The sequence below is a fragment of the Listeria monocytogenes genome (genome assembly GCF_041765605.1).
Taxonomy (GTDB): domain Bacteria; phylum Bacillota; class Bacilli; order Lactobacillales; family Listeriaceae; genus Listeria; species Listeria monocytogenes_D.
In genome coordinates this window covers 1671751-1689213 of the sequence record NZ_CP168900.1, presented here as the reverse complement: position 1 = coordinate 1689213, position 17463 = coordinate 1671751, and the positions used below count along the sequence as shown (strand labels likewise).

General features: G+C 38.3%; 20 protein-coding genes. 18 read left to right on the top strand and 2 right to left on the bottom strand.

Annotated elements, in window-relative coordinates; genetic code table 11:
• Position 1 precedes the first annotated feature (1 nt).
• From AB2Q86_RS08625 to AB2Q86_RS08610, 4 genes are all read left to right on the top strand, one after another.
• Positions 2-439, top strand: a complete 438-nt coding sequence (locus tag AB2Q86_RS08625; RefSeq protein WP_012581228.1) for a hypothetical protein — start codon at positions 2-4, stop codon at positions 437-439.
• Positions 440-523: 84 nt separating this feature from the next.
• On the top strand, positions 524-2137 hold the full coding sequence (locus AB2Q86_RS08620; RefSeq protein WP_012581229.1) for a polysaccharide biosynthesis protein: 1614 nt from the start codon (positions 524-526) through the stop codon (positions 2135-2137).
• Between the two features lie 110 nt (positions 2138-2247).
• A complete protein-coding gene (locus tag AB2Q86_RS08615) occupies positions 2248-3861 on the top strand; it encodes a polysaccharide biosynthesis protein (protein ID WP_003726740.1) in 1614 nt (537 codons plus the stop codon).
• A gap of 9 nt (positions 3862-3870) precedes the next feature.
• On the top strand, positions 3871-4524 hold the full coding sequence (locus tag AB2Q86_RS08610; protein WP_012581230.1) for a phosphatase PAP2 family protein: 654 nt from the start codon (positions 3871-3873) through the stop codon (positions 4522-4524).
• Between the two features lie 38 nt (positions 4525-4562).
• Here AB2Q86_RS08610 and AB2Q86_RS08605 read toward each other — a convergent pair whose 3' ends face one another.
• A complete protein-coding gene (locus AB2Q86_RS08605; protein WP_003726738.1) occupies positions 4563-5393 on the bottom strand; it encodes an NAD(P)H-hydrate dehydratase in 831 nt (276 codons plus the stop codon).
• 104 nt (positions 5394-5497) lie between these two features.
• On the opposite strand from AB2Q86_RS08605, the gene AB2Q86_RS08600 reads away from it, so the two are divergent.
• From AB2Q86_RS08600 to AB2Q86_RS08560, 9 genes are all read left to right on the top strand, one after another.
• Positions 5498-5911, top strand: coding sequence for an NUDIX domain-containing protein (locus tag AB2Q86_RS08600; RefSeq protein WP_003729656.1), 414 nt, complete (start codon positions 5498-5500; stop codon positions 5909-5911).
• 74 nt (positions 5912-5985) lie between these two features.
• Entirely contained in the window at positions 5986-7398 is a 1413-nt protein-coding gene (gene pepV, locus AB2Q86_RS08595; protein WP_003727355.1) for a dipeptidase PepV, read from the top strand.
• Positions 7399-7510: 112 nt separating this feature from the next.
• Positions 7511-8380 carry a D-amino-acid transaminase gene (dat, locus tag AB2Q86_RS08590; protein ID WP_003727356.1) on the top strand — a complete coding sequence of 290 codons (870 nt, stop codon included), beginning with the start codon at positions 7511-7513 and terminating at the stop codon, positions 8378-8380.
• A gap of 222 nt (positions 8381-8602) precedes the next feature.
• A complete protein-coding gene (locus tag AB2Q86_RS08585; protein WP_003729654.1) occupies positions 8603-9043 on the top strand; it encodes a MarR family winged helix-turn-helix transcriptional regulator in 441 nt (146 codons plus the stop codon).
• Complete coding sequence (gene mdrM, locus AB2Q86_RS08580) at positions 9040-10509, top strand: multidrug efflux MFS transporter MdrM (RefSeq protein ID WP_014589080.1); 1470 nt, start codon at positions 9040-9042, stop codon at positions 10507-10509. Before AB2Q86_RS08585 ends, mdrM begins: the two co-directional genes overlap by 4 nt.
• 211 nt (positions 10510-10720) lie before the next feature.
• Positions 10721-11503 (top strand): phosphotransferase family protein, encoded by a 783-nt coding sequence (locus AB2Q86_RS08575; protein ID WP_012581231.1) that lies wholly within the window; start codon positions 10721-10723, stop codon positions 11501-11503.
• A gap of 6 nt (positions 11504-11509) precedes the next feature.
• A complete protein-coding gene (gene trmB / locus AB2Q86_RS08570; protein WP_012581232.1) occupies positions 11510-12154 on the top strand; it encodes a tRNA (guanosine(46)-N7)-methyltransferase TrmB in 645 nt (214 codons plus the stop codon).
• Between the two features lie 60 nt (positions 12155-12214).
• Positions 12215-13066, top strand: a complete 852-nt coding sequence (locus AB2Q86_RS08565; RefSeq protein WP_012581233.1) for an MBL fold metallo-hydrolase — start codon at positions 12215-12217, stop codon at positions 13064-13066.
• Between the two features lie 133 nt (positions 13067-13199).
• On the top strand, positions 13200-13448 hold the full coding sequence (locus AB2Q86_RS08560; RefSeq protein WP_003736747.1) for a metal-sensitive transcriptional regulator: 249 nt from the start codon (positions 13200-13202) through the stop codon (positions 13446-13448).
• Positions 13449-13484: 36 nt separating this feature from the next.
• Here the strand turns inward: AB2Q86_RS08560 and AB2Q86_RS08555 are convergent, their stop codons facing one another.
• Positions 13485-13796, bottom strand: a complete 312-nt coding sequence (locus tag AB2Q86_RS08555) for a PepSY domain-containing protein (protein ID WP_003723577.1) — start codon at positions 13794-13796, stop codon at positions 13485-13487.
• Positions 13797-13993: 197 nt separating this feature from the next.
• Between AB2Q86_RS08555 and AB2Q86_RS08550 the strand changes: the two genes are divergently transcribed.
• The 5 genes from AB2Q86_RS08550 to ytpR all read left to right on the top strand — a co-directional run bounded on the left by AB2Q86_RS08550 (position 13994) and on the right by ytpR (position 17164).
• Positions 13994-15070 carry a M42 family metallopeptidase gene (locus AB2Q86_RS08550; protein ID WP_012581234.1) on the top strand — a complete coding sequence of 359 codons (1077 nt, stop codon included), beginning with the start codon at positions 13994-13996 and terminating at the stop codon, positions 15068-15070.
• Positions 15063-15281, top strand: a complete 219-nt coding sequence (locus tag AB2Q86_RS08545; protein WP_003729646.1) for a hypothetical protein — start codon at positions 15063-15065, stop codon at positions 15279-15281. Before AB2Q86_RS08550 ends, AB2Q86_RS08545 begins: the two co-directional genes overlap by 8 nt.
• Before the next feature lie 113 nt (positions 15282-15394).
• Positions 15395-15706, top strand: a complete 312-nt coding sequence (locus AB2Q86_RS08540; protein ID WP_012581236.1) for a thioredoxin family protein — start codon at positions 15395-15397, stop codon at positions 15704-15706.
• Positions 15707-15740: 34 nt separating this feature from the next.
• Positions 15741-16541 carry a DUF1444 domain-containing protein gene (locus AB2Q86_RS08535; RefSeq protein WP_012581237.1) on the top strand — a complete coding sequence of 267 codons (801 nt, stop codon included), beginning with the start codon at positions 15741-15743 and terminating at the stop codon, positions 16539-16541.
• A gap of 5 nt (positions 16542-16546) precedes the next feature.
• Positions 16547-17164 (top strand): YtpR family tRNA-binding protein, encoded by a 618-nt coding sequence (gene ytpR, locus AB2Q86_RS08530; RefSeq protein WP_012581238.1) that lies wholly within the window; start codon positions 16547-16549, stop codon positions 17162-17164.
• Positions 17165-17463: the final 299 nt, after the last annotated feature.

Sequence of the window (17463 nt, the reverse complement as noted above, 5' to 3'; positions counted from 1 at the left end):
AATGTCTGTTGAAGTTAAACCAGAGCATGCGAGAATGCTCAATAACACGAAGAATGTCACGCTTGGAATAGCGATTGTATCGACTATTCAAGCAGTATTAAGTGCAGTCTCTATTGTAGGTCTTTTTGCATTACAACAAAGAAAAGAAGTACTTGCTAATGCACATGCCACTGCGGTCGTTCAAAATACGATTATGACGACTACCATTATGGCAGTTATTTGTATTGCGTTTACAATTATGTTATTTCTTTCTTTTAACAAACTTAGAAAAGGCATTATAATTACGCCGCTTGTATATTATTTATACGCTGCATTTACTATTCTTGGTGTTATTTTATCGATGATTAATAGTGGTGTGAACTTTGTTTCGCTTATTTTACCAGCAGTACTACTTGCTTTAAGTGTAACTTGTATTTTAAATCTTAGAAGAACGCGATAAAAGTAGTAGTGTAAGAATGATTTTTACATAACCCAATTTAACAGACAGACTTAAAAGAAAAAATCAATCGAGGTAACAGAAATTATGAGTTCAAAATTAATGCGAGGAACGGCTGTGCTTACCGCTGGAACATTGCTTTCAAAAATCTTAGGGATTTTATATGTTATTCCATTTTACTGGATTGCTGGCGGGGAACAAGCAACGATTCTCTATCAATATGGGTATGTCCCTTACCAAATTTTCTTAAATATCGCGACAGCTGGGGTACCTTTAGCAGTCGCCAAATATATTTCGAAGTATAATTCGTTAAATGAATATGCTTTAAGTCAGCGATTGTATAGATCAAGTACGTATTTAATGATATTCACAGGGATTGTTAGTTTTTTAATAATGTATATTTTTGCCCCGATACTCGCGGGGATGCAAGAGGTTAGTGGCGGAACGAGTATTGAAGATATTACGACGGTTATTCGCGCAGTAAGTTTTGCATTACTTATTATTCCCGTAATGAGTTTACTTCGTGGGTATTTCCAAGGATTTCATTCGATGGGACCTTCTGCCGTGTCACAAGTAATTGAACAAATAGCGAGAATTGTATTTTTACTTGCTAGTACGTATATTGTCTTACATTTAATTGGTGGAAGTCTTGTTACAGCGATGAGTTTAGCGACTTTTGCGGCTTTTGTTGGTGCGTTTTTCAGCTTGATTTGCCTCATTTGGTATTACCGAAAACGGAAGCCGGGTATTCAAAAAATGATTGCTGGCAGTGACAACAAGTTGCGCGTTTCGACTTTTCATCTATTAAAAGAAATTTCGATATCTGCGGTGCCATTTATTATTGTTGGAATGGCGATGTCCCTTTATCAGCAAATTGATTTATTTACGTTTGCTCGTGTTTTAACCTACGATGGTATGGACGGGAAAACAGCGGAAGATTTGCTTTCAATTTTCAACTTTTCTGTTCAAAAAATTATTATGATACCAGGAACTTTAGCCTTGGCATTTTCGATGACACTTGTGCCTTTAGTGGCGGCATCTTTCCATAAAGGGCGAATTCGGGAAGTTCATCATCATTTGACGGCCGTTTTCCAAGTGTTACTATTTTTAGTTGTGCCAGCTTGTTTAGGAATTGCACTTTTAGCGGATCCGCTTTACACCATTTTTTATGGTTATAATGCAGATGGTTCGATGTTACTTCAGTTTTTTGCACCATTTGCCATATTCTTCTCGTTATTTAGTGTAACAGCCGCGATTTTGCAAGGAATTGATGAACAACGGTACACGGTTCTTAGTCTCTTACTTGGTTTACTGACAAAATCGGTGTTACAAATGCCATTAATTTTACTTTTAGGAGCAAAAGGTGGGGCACTAGCTACGGGACTTGGTTATATTGTTTCAGTAGTATTCACCATTTTTATTATTAAAAAATATGCGAAGTACTCGTTTAAATATTTACTTAGACGGCTTTTACTTATTTTAGGAATTAGCGCAGTGATGCTTCTTAGTGTCTGGATAATTTATCATGGGTTAATTTTATTTTTAAATCCGCATGCAAGATTAACAGCCTTAGTCATTGTGTTTGTTGCCGCGGGATTTGGTGCTTATATTTATGCATTTTTAGCTGCAAAAGCTGGGCTATTAAACTATATTCTAGGGAACCGATTGTATAAAATTCGTAAAAAACTTCATTTGATTTAAACTTTTTGTAAAGAACAAGCCGATATTTATTTGGGTTTGTTCTTTTTTTTTAAAAGAGTTAATGGTAAAGTAAACAAGGATATATAATTTAATGTAAAGGAAGTTAGACGATGGGTTCAAAACTGCTCAGAGGAACATTTATTCTGACGCTAGGGACATTAATCTCTAAAGTGCTCGGAATATTGTATGTGATTCCGTTTTATGCGATTATTGGAGGAGATGAACCAGCGCTTCTATATAATTTCGGTTATGTGCCGTATCAATTATTCTTAAGCATTGCGACTGCAGGGATTCCGTTAGCTGTTGCTAAATATATCGCAAAATATAATGCGATGGAAGAATACGCTGTAGGTCGACGTTTATTTAAAACCGGTGTATATTTAATGATTTTCTCCGGCATTGTCTGTTTCCTAGCAATGTATGGACTTGCTCCAACGCTTGCTCGAATGCAACAACTGGAGGGCGGTTATAGTTTAGCAGATGGGATTCAAGTTATTCGTGCAGTTAGTTTCGCCTTACTAATTATTCCGGTAATGAGTTTACTTCGAGGCTTTTTCCAAGGATATAATTCGATGGGACCTTCCGCTGTATCACAAGTGTTAGAACAAGTTGTTCGGATTATGTTCTTACTTGCTGGAACATTTATTGTCATGTACGTACTTGATGGAAATGTTGTAACGGCTATTAGTATTGCTACTTTCTCTGCTTTTGTCGGCGCTTTTGCAAGTCTACTTTTACTTCTTTGGTATTTTTACAAACGAAAACCTGGACTGGACCGAATGCTTTTAGAAGACAGAGGGACTGTGAAAATTTCTATCCCGACACTTTATAAAGATATTATTCTTTCGGCGATTCCGTTTATTATTGTTGGATCTGCTACATCTCTTTATCAATTGATTGACCAGTTTACATTAGGACGGGTACTGGAATATATTGGCATTACTCCGGAACTAGTGAATTCTTATGTGGCAATTATTAACTTTGATGTACAAAAATTGATTATGATTCCCGGCACACTCGCGATTGCATTTTCGATGGCGCTTGTCCCACTAGTGACGGGAGCTTATGTGAGAAAAGAATATGCGCAAGTGAAGCGTCAACTTAATGATGTTTTTCAAATTTTATTATTTTTAACAATTCCAGCTTGTTTTGGGATTGCGATGCTAGCAAGACCGCTATTTACGGTGTTTTTCTCGCCAAGTGATAACGGTACAGCATTACTACAACTTTTTGCGCCAATCGCTATTTTATTCTCCTTATTTAGCGTATCTGCTGCAGTCCTTCAAGGGATTGATGAACAACGATTTACCGTACTTGGTTTATTACTCGGTTTACTGGCTAAATCAGTTCTTCAAATGCCGCTCATTATGTTATTTGAGGCAAAGGGATCCATTATTGCAACCGGAATTGGCTATGCAGTATCTTGCATTTTCATGCTGCTTATTATTAAGAAATATGTTCGTTTTTCGTTCAAAGTTATTTTACGGCGAACGGTACTTTTCTTTGGGATGACGGCTTTAATGGGGCTTGTAGTTATTGCGCTTTATATTATGATGTCTAACTTTGTATCAACAGACCGGAAAATTCCTGCATTAATGATTACAATCGTTTGCGGCGGGGTAGGTGCAATTTTCTATGGTTACATGGCATTTAAACTCCACTTATCCGATAAATTATTTGGACCACGTGGAACGAGACTGCGTGAAAAATTAAGAATTCGCTAGGAGGATTATATGAAAAAAACACCATTTATTATTAGCGGTATCGCTCTCCTGGGATTTATTTTCTTTATGACAGGCGTTATGACCGGTGCAAAGTGGATTCAACATTTTGATGATTATTGGAACAGTATTATCCGTGTAGGCATTACGAATACGAAAACAACGGTGATTTCTTATCTAACGGATATTGGCGGAGTCGCGACCATTTGTATTTTAACAGCAGTCATTGTCGTTATATTTGTTGTCATTCGAAAAGTAGATATGGCGATTTGGTTTGGTGGTGTTGTTTTAATTGGTGGGGCGCTTATCCCGTCAATTATAAAAAATATCGTTCAACGACCAAGGCCTACGTATAAATTAATCGAACAAGGTGGATTTAGTTTTCCAAGTGGACATTCGACCGGTTCTACGGTATTTTATGGCATGCTTGCTTTCTTGTTAATTCTATACGTGAGCCGTAGATGGCTTCAAGTTGTAATCGGCATGCTGGCTTTGGGTTTGGTTATTTTCATCATGTATTCGCGCGTATACTTAGGAGTGCACTTTCCAAGCGATGTGGTGGCAGGATTCTTAATCGGTAATGCAGCACTTTTCAGCGGCATCGGATGCTACTTCATTTGGAATAAAAAATTAGCTTTATGGACGAATAGATTTAAAAAAGCATAGAAAAAAATCCTCCCTTTTTGAAAGAGAGGATTTTTTTATTAGGCATGTTCGTCTGTTTCACTAAAAATTTTCAAGTAAGTCGGTAATTCTTCGGCAATTTCGGTTGGAAGTACCACATAGCGTTTTTTAGCCAAAATTTCGCCGATATAGCTGTGAAGAAAGACCGCGGCTAGAGTGCCAGTAATCGGCTTTTCAGTTTGCGCCATTAATCCACAAATTGTACCGGCAAGCGTGTCACCCATACCACCTGTTGCCATTGCTGGTGTTCCGTACATATTTTGCCAAGCGGACTCGCCAGAATACACTTTTGTACGGTGACCTTTTAAAACAATCGTTGCGTCGATAGCAAGCGCTACATCAGTTGGTGTTACGGCATCTGGTGCTAATACTTTAAGTCTTTCCCATTCTCCAGCATGAGGCGTAAAAGTTAGTTTCGCGGCAGGATGGGGATTTTCTCCTTTTGCATAAATAGTAATCCCATCACCATCAATAATTACTTGTTGCTGTTCGGTTGATTTTTCTAAAACTAAACGAAAAATTTCTTCCGCATAGGCATCAAGTCCAAGTCCAGGACCAATTAAAATCGTATCAAATTGGCTGATTTGTTCGCTGAGACTTGAGATGTTTTCATAATCAATAAACATGCATTCAGGTATTCTCGTTTGGAGAGCAGGTCGGTTGACACTATCGGAGGCCACGGTTGTTAAACCAGCACCACTTTTGACACAAGCTTCTGCCGCCATAATAGCAGCACCACCAAATTGTTTATTTCCAGCGACAATCAGAACGCGCCCATAGTCACCCTTATGTGTTTCATCTTCGCGTTTAGGAATCCATGCGCACATTGCTTTTGGTGTTATTTTTTTCATTTTTGTAAAACCTCCTTATGACACTGGCTTTTATCTACTCAACCGGGTAAAATAAAGAACAGATAAATCATGTTTATCTTAAATGATAAGGAGGCTTTTGTAAAATGAAACCTATATATCCTGCAGTGAAAGCAGTTATCGTAAAAGACGGAAAATTTTTAGCACTAAAGAAAAAAGGGGTAGAAGGAGAAGTTTTTGAACTTCCTGGAGGCCGCATGAATTACGGTGAAACACACGGGGAAGCCCTTTTTAGAGAAGTTTATGAAGAAACAAAATTACAAGTACAGCCATTTATTTTATATGATACGTGGGAATTTTTCCATGAGGATTTCCAAATTACCGGTGTTATTTATTTAGTAGAAATGCCAGAAGGTGGCGAAATTGAATTATCCGATGAACACGAAGAATATCGCTTTTTACCACTAGAAAAAGAAAGCCTAAACGTCATCGATATCGTTTTTTCTTCGCGCATGGAACGCTGGGATTTTGAAGCAATTAAAGGTTTTATGAGAAAATAGGGAGTTCCGGCTTCCAAGCAACGTAAAAACAGTTTACAATAGAGATGATAAGTTTGAAGGAGGGAATAACAATTATGACAGAAATTAATTGGCAAAAAGAAGTGGAATCACGCAAAGATGATTTCTTAGAAGATTTAAAAGGGCTTCTTCGCATTCCGAGTGTTCGCGATGACAGTAAAAAAACAGAAGATGCGCCGTTTGGACCAGACGTGAAACGCGCGCTCGACTATATGATTGAACTTGGTAAAAAAGACGGCTTCACAGCGAAAGAAGTTGGAAACGTAGCAGGACACCTTGAATATGGTCAAGGAGAAGAACTAGTTGGCGTTTTAGGCCATGTGGATGTAGTACCAGTTGGTGATGGTTGGACGAACGGACCATTCGAACCAACTTTACGCGACGGCAAATTATACGCTCGTGGGGTTGCGGACGATAAGGGCCCAACAATCGCAGGTTACTATGCACTGAAAATCATTAAAGAGCTAGGTTTACCACTTTCTCGCCGTGTTAGAATCATTGTTGGTTCTGATGAAGAGAGCGGTATGAGCTGTGTGGAACGTTATTTTGAAACAGAAGAACAACCAACACTTGGTTTTGTTCCGGATGCAGAATTCCCAATTATTCACGCAGAAAAAGGTATCTCAGAACTAGATGTATCTTTTAAAGATGGTGAAGCAAGCGGGGAAGCGGCTTTCCGTTTACTTAGCGTTGAATCAGGCGAGCGTTACAATATGGTTCCTGATCATGCGACAGCTATTTTAGAAGACGTAAAAGACTTTGATAAAGTAGCGAGTGCATTCAAAACATTCCTAGCAAATCATCCAGTAGAAGGAACACTAGAAGAAAATGGCAAGTCCGTTAAAATTAATATTGTTGGTAAATCTGCGCATGCGATGGAACCGAATAACGGAGTAAACGCTGGTCTTCATTTAGTAGCCTTCCTTGGTAAATTCAAACTAACCGGTGCTGCAAATGATTTCGTTACATTTGGTCGCGATTACCTATTCGGCGATTCCCGTGCAGTTAAATTAGGCATTAGCTATGAAGACGAAGAAAGTGGCGAGCTAACAATGAATGTTGGTGTTATTCGTTACGATGTAGCAGAAGGTGGAAAATACGGACTTAATTTCCGTTATCCAGTAACTGCTAATATGGACAAATTGAAAAATAAAATGCAAACAGTGGTTTATGAGTACAACGCGCAATACACGCATTACGAAGATTCCAAACCACTTTTCGTACCAAAAGATCATCCGCTAATTCAAGTTTTACAAGAAGTATATACAAAACAAACGGGTGAAGAAGCTACTTTACTAGCAATTGGTGGCGGAACTTATGCGCGCCATATGGAGACAGGTGTAGCGTTCGGCGCACTATTCCCAGGCCGCGAAGACACGATGCACCAAAAAGACGAATTCAGTTATTTTGATGATTTGTTAAAAGCTACAGCAATTTACGCAGAAGCACTTTACAAATTAGCGAAGTAAGGGTTATAATTGAAAAAATTAACTGCTGCAAAGCTTAGTTTTGCGGCAGTTTCTTTGTTTCATTAAGTTTTTAGATAGTTCCAAAAATTAACTATGCAAGGAGAGACTCGAGATGAAAGTATTAGTAAATAACCATTTAGTGGAAAGAGAAGATGCCACAGTTGACATTGAAGACCGCGGATATCAGTTTGGTGATGGTGTATATGAAGTAGTTCGTCTATATAATGGAAAATTCTTCACTTATAATGAACACATTGATCGTTTATATGCGAGTGCAGCAAAAATTGATTTAGTTATTCCTTATTCTAAAGAAGAGTTACGGGCGTTACTTGAAAAATTAGTTGCCGAAAATAACATCAATACAGGGAATGTTTATTTGCAAGTAACTCGTGGTGTTCAAAACCCGCGTAATCATGTTATGCCAGATGATTTCCCGCTGGAAGGTGTTTTAACAGCAGCAGCTCGTGAAGTACCAAGAAATGAACAACAATTTGTGCAAGGTGGACCAGTAATTACAGAAGAAGATGTTCGTTGGTTACGCTGTGACATCAAGAGTTTGAATTTACTTGGAAATATTTTAGCAAAAAACAAAGCACATCAACAAAATGCGCTAGAAGCTGTTTTACACCGCGGAGAGCAAGTAACTGAGTGTTCAGCTTCCAATATTTCTATTATTAAAGACGGTGTGTTATGGACTCACGCAGCAGATAATTTAATCTTAAATGGTATTACTCGTCAAGTAATTATTGCTGTTGCGAAAAAGAATGGTATTCCGGTCAAAGAAGCTGATTTTACTTTAACAGATCTTCGTGAAGCCGATGAAGTATTCATTTCAAGCACAACAATCGAAATTACCCCAGTTACCCATATCGACGGCGTGCAAGTAGCTGACGGAAAACGCGGACCTATTACCGCAAAACTGCATCAATATTTTGTAGAAGAAATCGTTCAAGCATGTGGCGAATTAGAATTTGCAAAATAAATAAGTAGAAACCTTCCTTTTTTAGGAAGGTTTTTTTGCGCTCTGATACCTATGTAAAAATTTATATAACTTTTTTATCCGTTGAAATTACGCCATTGGCTCCGCTTTCAGTGTGAAAAGCCTTGTTTTAAGCAATTGACAAATTTTTTTGGAGGTGTATAATTCAATAGGCTAATAGTTCGCATGCGAAATATTTGAGAGCGAACAATCGGAGGGAAGTCAATGGATGAAAAATTAGTGAAAGAGGTTATTTTCTCTTTTCGCGAAGTACAACGGAAAACGCATCATGTGCTTGCAGAAGAAGCAGCGAATAGGGAGATTACAACAACCCAATTACTCGCAATCAGAGAGTTACAAAGAGAATCAGAATTAACACTTGGCGAATTAGCAGAACGAATGAAGCTTGGTAAAAGTACTGTCTCTGGTATTGTAGATCGACTAGTGAAAGCGGGATTTTTGAAGCGTACAAGAAATGAAAGTAATCGCCGCGCGCTCAGCCTAGAGTTAACCGAAAAAGGAGCTACAAAAGCAGCAGAAACGTATCATGTGTTCTTCAACCGCTTAGAACCTATCTTAGAGATTGGCGAAGATAGGTTAAAAGAAATGCTAGAAATGCACCAAGAGATTATCACTATTTTAGAAAGGGAAGGTGCACGAGATTGAATATGAAAGCAGCAAGTACATCAGTGAAGCGTAATGGTATTTTGATTGTTATGCTTATGGGCGCCTTTGTTACGATTCTCAACCAAACGTTGATGAATGTCGCGCTACCAAGTATTATGAAAGATTTTGGAATTACAGCTAGTCAAGGGCAATGGTTATCGACTGGATTTATGTTAGTTAATGGTGTCATGATTCCAATGACGGCCTTTTTAATTGAACGATTTACAACGCGTCAACTTTATTTATTCGCGATGATTACCTTTGCGATTGGTACAGCGATTGGCGGATTTGCGACAGATTATACGATGCTGATTGCTGGGCGGATGGTACAAGCAATTGGCGCTGGGATTGTTATGCCACTACTGACCGTTGTTGTATTAAATTTATTCCCAATGGAACGAAGAGGGCGAGCAATGGGCTTGATTGGACTTGCCATGAACTTTGCTCCAGCGATTGGTCCGACGCTTTCAGGTTGGATTGTTCAACAATATGATTGGCGCAATTTATTCTTTATTATTATTCCATTCGCGATACTTGATATTGTCGTAGCAATTTTCTTACTTAAAAATGTCGGAAAAAGAACTTTCCCGAAACTCGATATTCTTGGAGTTATCATGTCCACCGTTGGGTTTGGTAGTTTATTACTAGGATTTAGTAATGCTGGAGATCATGATTGGTTAACTTGGAAAGTAGCTGGGTTTATTATTCTTGGACTAGTTGTATTAGGAATATTTATCCGTTATCAAACTAGCAACAAAGCACCACTACTTAACTTTAGAGTATTTAAGTATCCAACGTTTGCACTTACAACTGCAATTAGCTTCTTTGTTGTAATGGGACTTTTTGGTGGCATGTTATTACTACCAATTTTCTTGCAAACAGTTAGAGGATTTTCACCACTAGAATCGGGGCTTGTTCTCTTGCCAGGTGCACTTGTCACGGCGATACTTTCACCTGTAACTGGGGTGATGTTTGACCGTTTTGGGGCTAAATATTTATCACTTGTTGGCTTGATTATCATGGCGGGATCGACCTTCATGTTTACCAACTTGGATGAATCTACTACATTGACTTTTATTATTATTGTACAAACGATTCGTTCAGCTGGGATGGCGATGGTTATGATGCCACTGCAAACAGCAGCGCTCAACTCGCTTCCATTAAAACTAGCATCTCATGGTTCAGCAATGTTTAATACCATGCGTCAAGTTGCTGGTTCAATCGGAACAGCGGCGCTTATAACGGTTATGTCTAAAAGTGCTGCGAGTTTTGCTACTAAGCTCGGACCAGCCGATGTGATTGGTAAAACGAAAACAGATATTGCCAACCATGTCCTTATCCACGGAATTGAAACGGCCTTTTTAGTTGCCGGAATTCTTTCTGTAGTTGCTTGTGTCCTAGCACTATTTATACAAAAAAATAGAAGTGCCATGGATCCAATTGTTACTAAAACCGAAGAAGCATAAAATAATGAAAAAAGTGTGTTCCATTTTGATGGAATGCACTTTTTTTGTGTAAATAAAGTAAATTTGTAAAAAAATCTAGATAACGAACATATGTTGACTTGACTAGTAAGGCTAAGAGAAGTAAAATCATGAATAGTTACCTATTTGTTCGGAAGTGAAATAAACGAGGGATAATGAAGTTGCAAAGAGCTAGTAAAAGGTGTGCATGTAGATGAAAGATAACTTTTTTGGGAGAGAATATGACATAGCCCCGGCCGGAGGGGAAACTGGCCAAGCATTCGTTGCAACACATGAAGACGAAAAATTCTTTTTAAAAAGAAATTCTTCGCCTTTTTTAGCTGCGCTTTCTGTAGAAAATATCGTTCCAAAATTAGTTTGGACGAGACGCGTAGAGAATGGAGATGTCATCACTGCTCAAAAATGGGTGAATTGCCATATTTTGACACGTGAAGAAATGGTTGGACCGCGAGTGGCAAAACTATTAGGTAAAATCCACCATTCAGAAAACTTGCAACACATGCTAGCAAAAATCGAAAATTGCTATTTCTCTGCAGAGCAGCTTTTGACTCTCGTAAAAGTAAAAACAAAAGATACTAACGATTTATCAGAAGAAATAACAGAAGCTATTCACTATTTAGAACAGAACCTCTCTGCTGCAAAGACGACTAATTATGTAGTTTGTCACGGAGATGTTAATCATAATAATTGGATTATTTCAGAGGAAAACGAACTGTTCCTTGTTGATTGGGATGGTGCGATGCTTGCTGATGCGGCGAATGATATCGGAATGATTTTATACCAATATATCCCGAGAGAAGATTGGGTAAGTTGGCTCTCTAATTACGGTACCGAATTAACCGATGAATTACATCGCAAATTAAAATGGTATACGATTTGTCAAACAGTTATGCAGCTCACAACTGACCAAACAGACGAAGCGAATGAACGAGCAAAACAAATTTTTCAAAATGCTATAGAAGATGATGAGGTGTAAAGAAAGATGCGTGTAAAACATAAACCATGGGCAAAAGATAGACTAGAAGAATTTCCGGCCATTTATATCAAAAACCCAGAGGACTTCAAAGGTCAGTGGCAAGAAGTATTCGGAAATAATAATCCTATCCATATCGAAATTGGTTCCGGTAAAGGTCAATTTATTAGTGGCATGGCAAAAGCAAATCCGGAAATTAACTATATTGGTATCGAAATGATCGAAAGCGTGCTCGTTTCGGCGCTCGATAAAGCGATTGAAGCGGACGTCCCTAATTTACGATTAGTTGCTAGAGATGCTAAATTACTAGAAGAATGTTTTGAAAAAGGAGAAGTAGCACAAATTTATTTAAACTTCTCCGACCCATGGCCGAAAAAACGCCATACAAAACGTAGACTAACGAACCCAACATTCTTAACTATTTATGAGCGACTGCTACCGAAAGCGGGGGAGATTCATTTCAAAACCGATAATCGTAGTTTGTTCGAATATTCGCTGGTAGCTTTCTCAGAATACAATATGTTATTAACTTTTGTATCGCTTGACCTGCATAATAGCGATTACGAAGGGAATATCAAAACTGAATACGAAGAAAAATTTTCAGCTAAAGGATTCCCCATCTATCGTCTTGAAGCAAAATTTGATAGAAATTAACAGGATAACCAGGTGCATCTGCTGCATCTGGTTTTTATTTTTTATGGGAGGCGTTAAAAAGTGGATTCCATTCAAATTGGAAAAATAAAGATTCATTGGTTACGCGGAGGGTATACTCATTTTGACGGTGGCGCAATGTTTGGCGTTGTACCAAAACCATTATGGGAGAAAAAATATCCCGCAAATGACAAAAATCAATTAGCTAACGTAACCGATCCGATGTTTTTTCAGTACTTAGGGAAAAATTATTTAATTGATAGCGGGCTAGGGAACAGACGGCTTACAGAAAAACAAAAACGGAATTACGGTGTGACGGAAGAATCGTTTGTACTAGAAGATTTGGCGCAATTATCTATCGCTCCAGAAGACATTGATTATGTTTTGATGACACATTTGCACTTCGATCATGTGTTAGGTCTGACCGGTGTTTCGGAAGAGGGGAACTTTTATTCCATTTTTCCCAATGCGGAAATCTGGACTTCCAAAACAGAATGGGAGGAAATGCAACACCCAAACATTCGTTCAAAAGCAACATACTGGCAAGAAAACTGGCAAACGATAGCGGGACAAATTCATACATTTACCAAAGAAAAAGAATTCAACGATGCGATTAAAATGACGCACACAGGTGGACATAGTAATGGGCATTCAGTTGTATGGATAGAATCGGACGGAGAAAAAGCGATACATATGGCGGATATTTTCCCGACATTTGCGCATCAAAATGTGCTTTGGGTCACTGCTTATGATGATTATCCAATGACTTCTATCTCTGCCAAACAAGAAATTTTTAAGCAAACTTTTGGTGAAAATTATTGGTTTTTATCATACCATGACGCCAGATTTCGAGCAGTTCAAATTGACGGAAATGGAAAAATAGAAACCGAATTAAAAATAGAACAGCGAAATTAAGAAGTGAGAAATCACTTCTTTTTTTGAGGGTATTTTTATTTTGTGCTATAATTGTATTTGTAAATGCTTTAAAATAGCCAAACTGACATCCTGGGTAGGGGGTTATTGTTTGGTATACTATAAGGGGGTATATATGGATAGTGACCAAAAGAAGGCGCTAGTAACCCGATTTGCTAAGATAGAAGGGCATGTGCGTTCTATAAAAACGATGACGGAAGAAGAGCGTGATTTAGAAACCATTATGCAACAAATTGCGGCAGTTAAAAAAGCGATGGATGCGGCGGCAAAGTTAATCTACACGGAACAAATGAAAGAGTTAATTGAACAAGGTGAAACAGATGAAACGATAATTAAAAAGAAAATCGATAGTTTTATCCGTTAAAAAACGACTCCCCGTGTTGGGTAGTCGTTTTATTTTTTATGCTAAATATACATCAATGATTGTTCCTGTGTTAGCGTCTGCGATAAATTCGAATTGCTTCTTCTCGCCTTCACGAATACATGTGATTCCGCCGTGGTAAACAAACGTATCAATCGCGAATTTTTTGTAATGTTGTTTTTTAAGTTGAATCCAAGAACCTTCAATTGGTCCTTCTTGCTTGAATGCATCTTTTACCTTTTCTAAGATGACGTCCCCAGAAATTGTTTTATCGCTAAGTAAATAATGATAAACAAGGTGTCCAGCCGCTGCACCTGCTCCAACGCCTGCAATGAAAGCTTTCCAGTTCATCGCTTTTCCTCCCTAGTGTTTCCTATTCTTTTTAAAAGATGCTACTACGAACATCTCTTTTAATCATTATACTACAAATTTTTGATTATAAAAGGATTTTTGAACACGCTTTCTATAAAAGAGAGAAGTGAAGCGAGCGGAAACGGATATTATTTGCTATAATAAAAGAGATTTTAGACGGAAAGAGATGATTATTAATGGAAAAAGAAACGTTAGCGATGTTTAAAGAATTAACGGAACTTCAAGGGACTTCGGGTGATGAACATAGAATTCGTGCTTTTATGCGAAAAGAACTTGAACCAGTTTCCGATGAAATTATCCAAGACGGCTTAGGTGGTATTTTTGGTGTGCGCCACGGAGCGGAAAGTGGTCCGCGCGTCCTTGTTGCGGCTCATATGGATGAAGTTGGCTTTATGGTAACGCAAATTACAGAAAATGGCCTAATACGTTTTCAAACAATTGGTGGTTGGAATCCGCAAGTTTTACAAGCGCAACGTGTGCAAATTATGGCGCCTAACGGTCCGGTTATCGGGGTGGTTGCTTCTGTTCCGCCGCATTTGTTGTCGGAGGCTGAGCGTAGCAAACCAACGGATCCTAAAAACTTGCTAATTGATATTGGTGCGGATGATAAAGCGGACGCGGAAAAAATCGGTATCAAACCCGGGCAATTCATTGTCCCTGTAGCTGAATTCACGCCACTTGCAAATCCGAAGAAAATTTTAGCGAAAGCATGGGATAATCGTTATGGCGTTGGTCTTGCGATTGAACTTATGAAAGAATTGAAAGGCGAATCGTTGCCAAATACACTTTTTGCTGGGGCGAATGTGCAAGAAGAAGTCGGTCTGCGCGGTGCGGGTGTAAGTGCGAACATGATTAAACCGGATTTATTCTTCGCGTTAGATGCTAGCCCTGCAAATGATACGACTGGTAACAAATCGCAATTCGGTCAAATTGGTCAAGGTTTCTTACTGCGTATTTTTGACCGGACAATGATTATGCACCGTGGTATGCGTGAATTTTTACTTGATACTGCGGAATCAAATAAAATTCCTTATCAATATTTTGTTTCGCCAGGAGGGGGAACGGATGCTGGTAAAGTGCATACATCACTTAGTGGTATTCCAAGTGCGGTAATAGGTGTTCCAGCTAGATACATTCACTCGTCTAACTCGATTTTGCATGTGGATGACTACGCTGCTGCAAAAGAAATGATTACAACGCTTATTCGCGGTTTGGATAAAACGACTTACGAAACAATTAAAAACAATGCGTAAAATAATGAAGAAACCTGTAATTGTTGTGGGGTTGTTCCTTTTGTTGGCGAGTTTAGTATTCTTGCTAGGCTATGTTACGGACTTACCTTATTTTCGTGATTCAGAGCTTGGTTGGATATGGACCACTATGATTGCTGGAATCGTGACATTATTTTTCGGGTATTTCCACGATTTTTTAGAAAAGAAAAAAGCGCGCTCTAAAGTACGGTAAAAAAGTTTGGCTCCTTCGTTGGGGCTAGACTTTTTTCGTGAGCGTTATTCTGGACGAAAGTGTTGTTAGGCGGTAGGATTTAACTAGTATGAGATTAGAAGGAGCGTATGGAAATGAAGAAATTAGAATCAGTAGAACAATTTGACGATATTAAATCAGAAGGTAAATCCGTTTTTATGTTTAGTGCTGATTGGTGTGGCGACTGCAAATTCATCGAACCAGTAATGCCTGAAATCGAAGCGGAAAATGAGGACTTTGCCTTTTACCATGTTGACCGAGATGCATTTATTGATTTATGTGCGGATTTAGCAATCTTTGGGATTCCTAGCTTTTTAGCGTTTGAAGACGGTGAAGAAGTGGGGCGTTTTGTAAGTAAAGATAGAAAAACAAAAGAAGAAATTAATGATTTTCTAGCTGCGATATAAAAAGTGACTGCTTTTTATGGAAGGGGAGGCACTTATGGCAAAAATGACGATATTAAAAATGAAAGCACGACTAGAAAAAGAACTAGATGCACCGAATCGACAATTTGCATATAATCGTGACAACGACACACTTTCCGTTACGCAAAATGGCAAAAAAGTAACACTAACCATCCCGCAAATTGTCGCGAATTATGAAAATGATGGGGATGCGGCAGTGGAGAAGATTGTTTATTATGTCGAAGAAGGTTTTCGAGCTGCGGCAGGAAATGTGGAATTGAAAAACAATCAAGCGAACATTTATCCAGTTGTTCGTGCGACTTCTTTCCCTAGTAAAACGAAAGCGGGAGAAGTGCTATTAACGGATGAACACACGGCGGAAACAAAAATCTTTTATGCGTTTGACTTGGGTAAATCTTATCGTTTTATCGAAGAAGGTATGCTTGAAAAAGCACAACTAACGCATAAAGAAATTAGAGAAGCTGCTTTTAGGAATTTGGCGAATTTAGCTATTCCGCTAAAAAAAGATGCTGTTAATGGTAATGATTTTTATTTCGTTCGGACAAATGATGGTTACGATGCTAGTAGATTGTTGAATGAAGCGTTCCTTCGCGAAATGCGCGAGAAGATAACTGGGGAAATGGTGCTTGCGGTACCACATCAAGATGTCTTAATCATTGGCGATATTCAAGATAATACAGGATACGATGTTCTGGCGCATATGACGATGGACTTTTTCGCGGACGGGCTCGTACCAATTACCTCTTTGCCATTTGTCTATAATAATGGTAAACTTGAACCGATATTTATAATGGCAAAAAACAGATTAAAGGAGTAGAAAACGTGATAGTAAACGCATTTTATAATGAAAAAGGGGTAGGGGACACTCTACTAATTGAAACAGGCGAAGTAACGTTTGAAAATCGTGAATGGGAACGTCGCGGTGATGTAGCGCGAATTTTTGATCGTGAAACAAAAGAGTTGGCGGGATATAACATCTTTAATAGCTCTAACTATTTTAATATTACTGCAAATGGCAAGGTGGATTTGACAGAGGAATTAGTAGCGCAAATGAATCAAGTAATTGAAAAAGCTGGATTCGAACCGGAAATCGTGGCTGATTTATCTCCTAAATTCGTCATCGGTTATGTGGAAACGAAAGAGAAGCATCCTAATGCAGATAAATTAAATGTATGTAAAATCAATGTAGGGGATGAAGTATTACAAATTGTATGTGGTGCCCCGAACATTGACGCTGGTCAAAAAGTAGTTGTCGCAAAAATTGGTGCGGTTATGCCAAGTGGTTTAATTATCAAACCATCTAATTTGCGAGGCGAGGATTCTTTCGGCATGGTTTGTGCTGCGAGAGAGTTGGCGATTCCTGATGCGCCTACGGAAAAGGGGATTATGGTTCTGGAAGAATCAGCTACAATCGGAGAAGCTTTTCCTGTTAATTTCTAAATAAATGTTTAATTTTGAGCGTCTGATGCTATATCGGGCGCTTTTTTAGTTGCTATTTATTAGATATTGTGAAAACATCCTAAATGTAGAACTATAATTCGTTAATTGTATACAAAATATACATAGATTGCACAAAAATGAATCAATTTCACCTTTATAACAAAAACTTATACCACGTTTAAACCCTCTATTACCAAGGTATTATAACGAATATGGCTCGAAAAAAGGCGAATTCACAATTTTGTCATAGATTATTTTGTTTTTGTCTGTTAAAATCAAACAAGAAAATTAAATTTAGG

Bases quoted from the DNA above. Each gene is read 5' to 3' on its own strand.
- AB2Q86_RS08625 (WP_012581228.1), top strand. From the start codon at position 2: ATGTCTGTTGAAGTTAAACCAGAGCATGCGAGAATGCTCAATAACACG.
- AB2Q86_RS08620 (WP_012581229.1), top strand. From the start codon at position 524: ATGAGTTCAAAATTAATGCGAGGAACGGCTGTGCTTACCGCTGGAACA.
- AB2Q86_RS08615 (WP_003726740.1), top strand. From the start codon at position 2,248: ATGGGTTCAAAACTGCTCAGAGGAACATTTATTCTGACGCTAGGGACA.
- AB2Q86_RS08610 (WP_012581230.1), top strand. From the start codon at position 3,871: ATGAAAAAAACACCATTTATTATTAGCGGTATCGCTCTCCTGGGATTT.
- AB2Q86_RS08605 (WP_003726738.1), bottom strand. From the start codon at position 5,393: ATGAAAAAAATAACACCAAAAGCAATGTGCGCATGGATTCCTAAACGC.
- AB2Q86_RS08600 (WP_003729656.1), top strand. From the start codon at position 5,498: ATGAAACCTATATATCCTGCAGTGAAAGCAGTTATCGTAAAAGACGGA.
- pepV (WP_003727355.1), top strand. From the start codon at position 5,986: ATGACAGAAATTAATTGGCAAAAAGAAGTGGAATCACGCAAAGATGAT.
- dat (WP_003727356.1), top strand. From the start codon at position 7,511: ATGAAAGTATTAGTAAATAACCATTTAGTGGAAAGAGAAGATGCCACA.
- AB2Q86_RS08585 (WP_003729654.1), top strand. From the start codon at position 8,603: ATGGATGAAAAATTAGTGAAAGAGGTTATTTTCTCTTTTCGCGAAGTA.
- AB2Q86_RS08575 (WP_012581231.1), top strand. From the start codon at position 10,721: ATGAAAGATAACTTTTTTGGGAGAGAATATGACATAGCCCCGGCCGGA.
- trmB (WP_012581232.1), top strand. From the start codon at position 11,510: ATGCGTGTAAAACATAAACCATGGGCAAAAGATAGACTAGAAGAATTT.
- AB2Q86_RS08560 (WP_003736747.1), top strand. From the start codon at position 13,200: ATGGATAGTGACCAAAAGAAGGCGCTAGTAACCCGATTTGCTAAGATA.
- AB2Q86_RS08555 (WP_003723577.1), bottom strand. From the start codon at position 13,796: ATGAACTGGAAAGCTTTCATTGCAGGCGTTGGAGCAGGTGCAGCGGCT.
- AB2Q86_RS08550 (WP_012581234.1), top strand. From the start codon at position 13,994: ATGGAAAAAGAAACGTTAGCGATGTTTAAAGAATTAACGGAACTTCAA.
- AB2Q86_RS08545 (WP_003729646.1), top strand. From the start codon at position 15,063: ATGCGTAAAATAATGAAGAAACCTGTAATTGTTGTGGGGTTGTTCCTT.
- AB2Q86_RS08540 (WP_012581236.1), top strand. From the start codon at position 15,395: ATGAAGAAATTAGAATCAGTAGAACAATTTGACGATATTAAATCAGAA.
- AB2Q86_RS08535 (WP_012581237.1), top strand. From the start codon at position 15,741: ATGGCAAAAATGACGATATTAAAAATGAAAGCACGACTAGAAAAAGAA.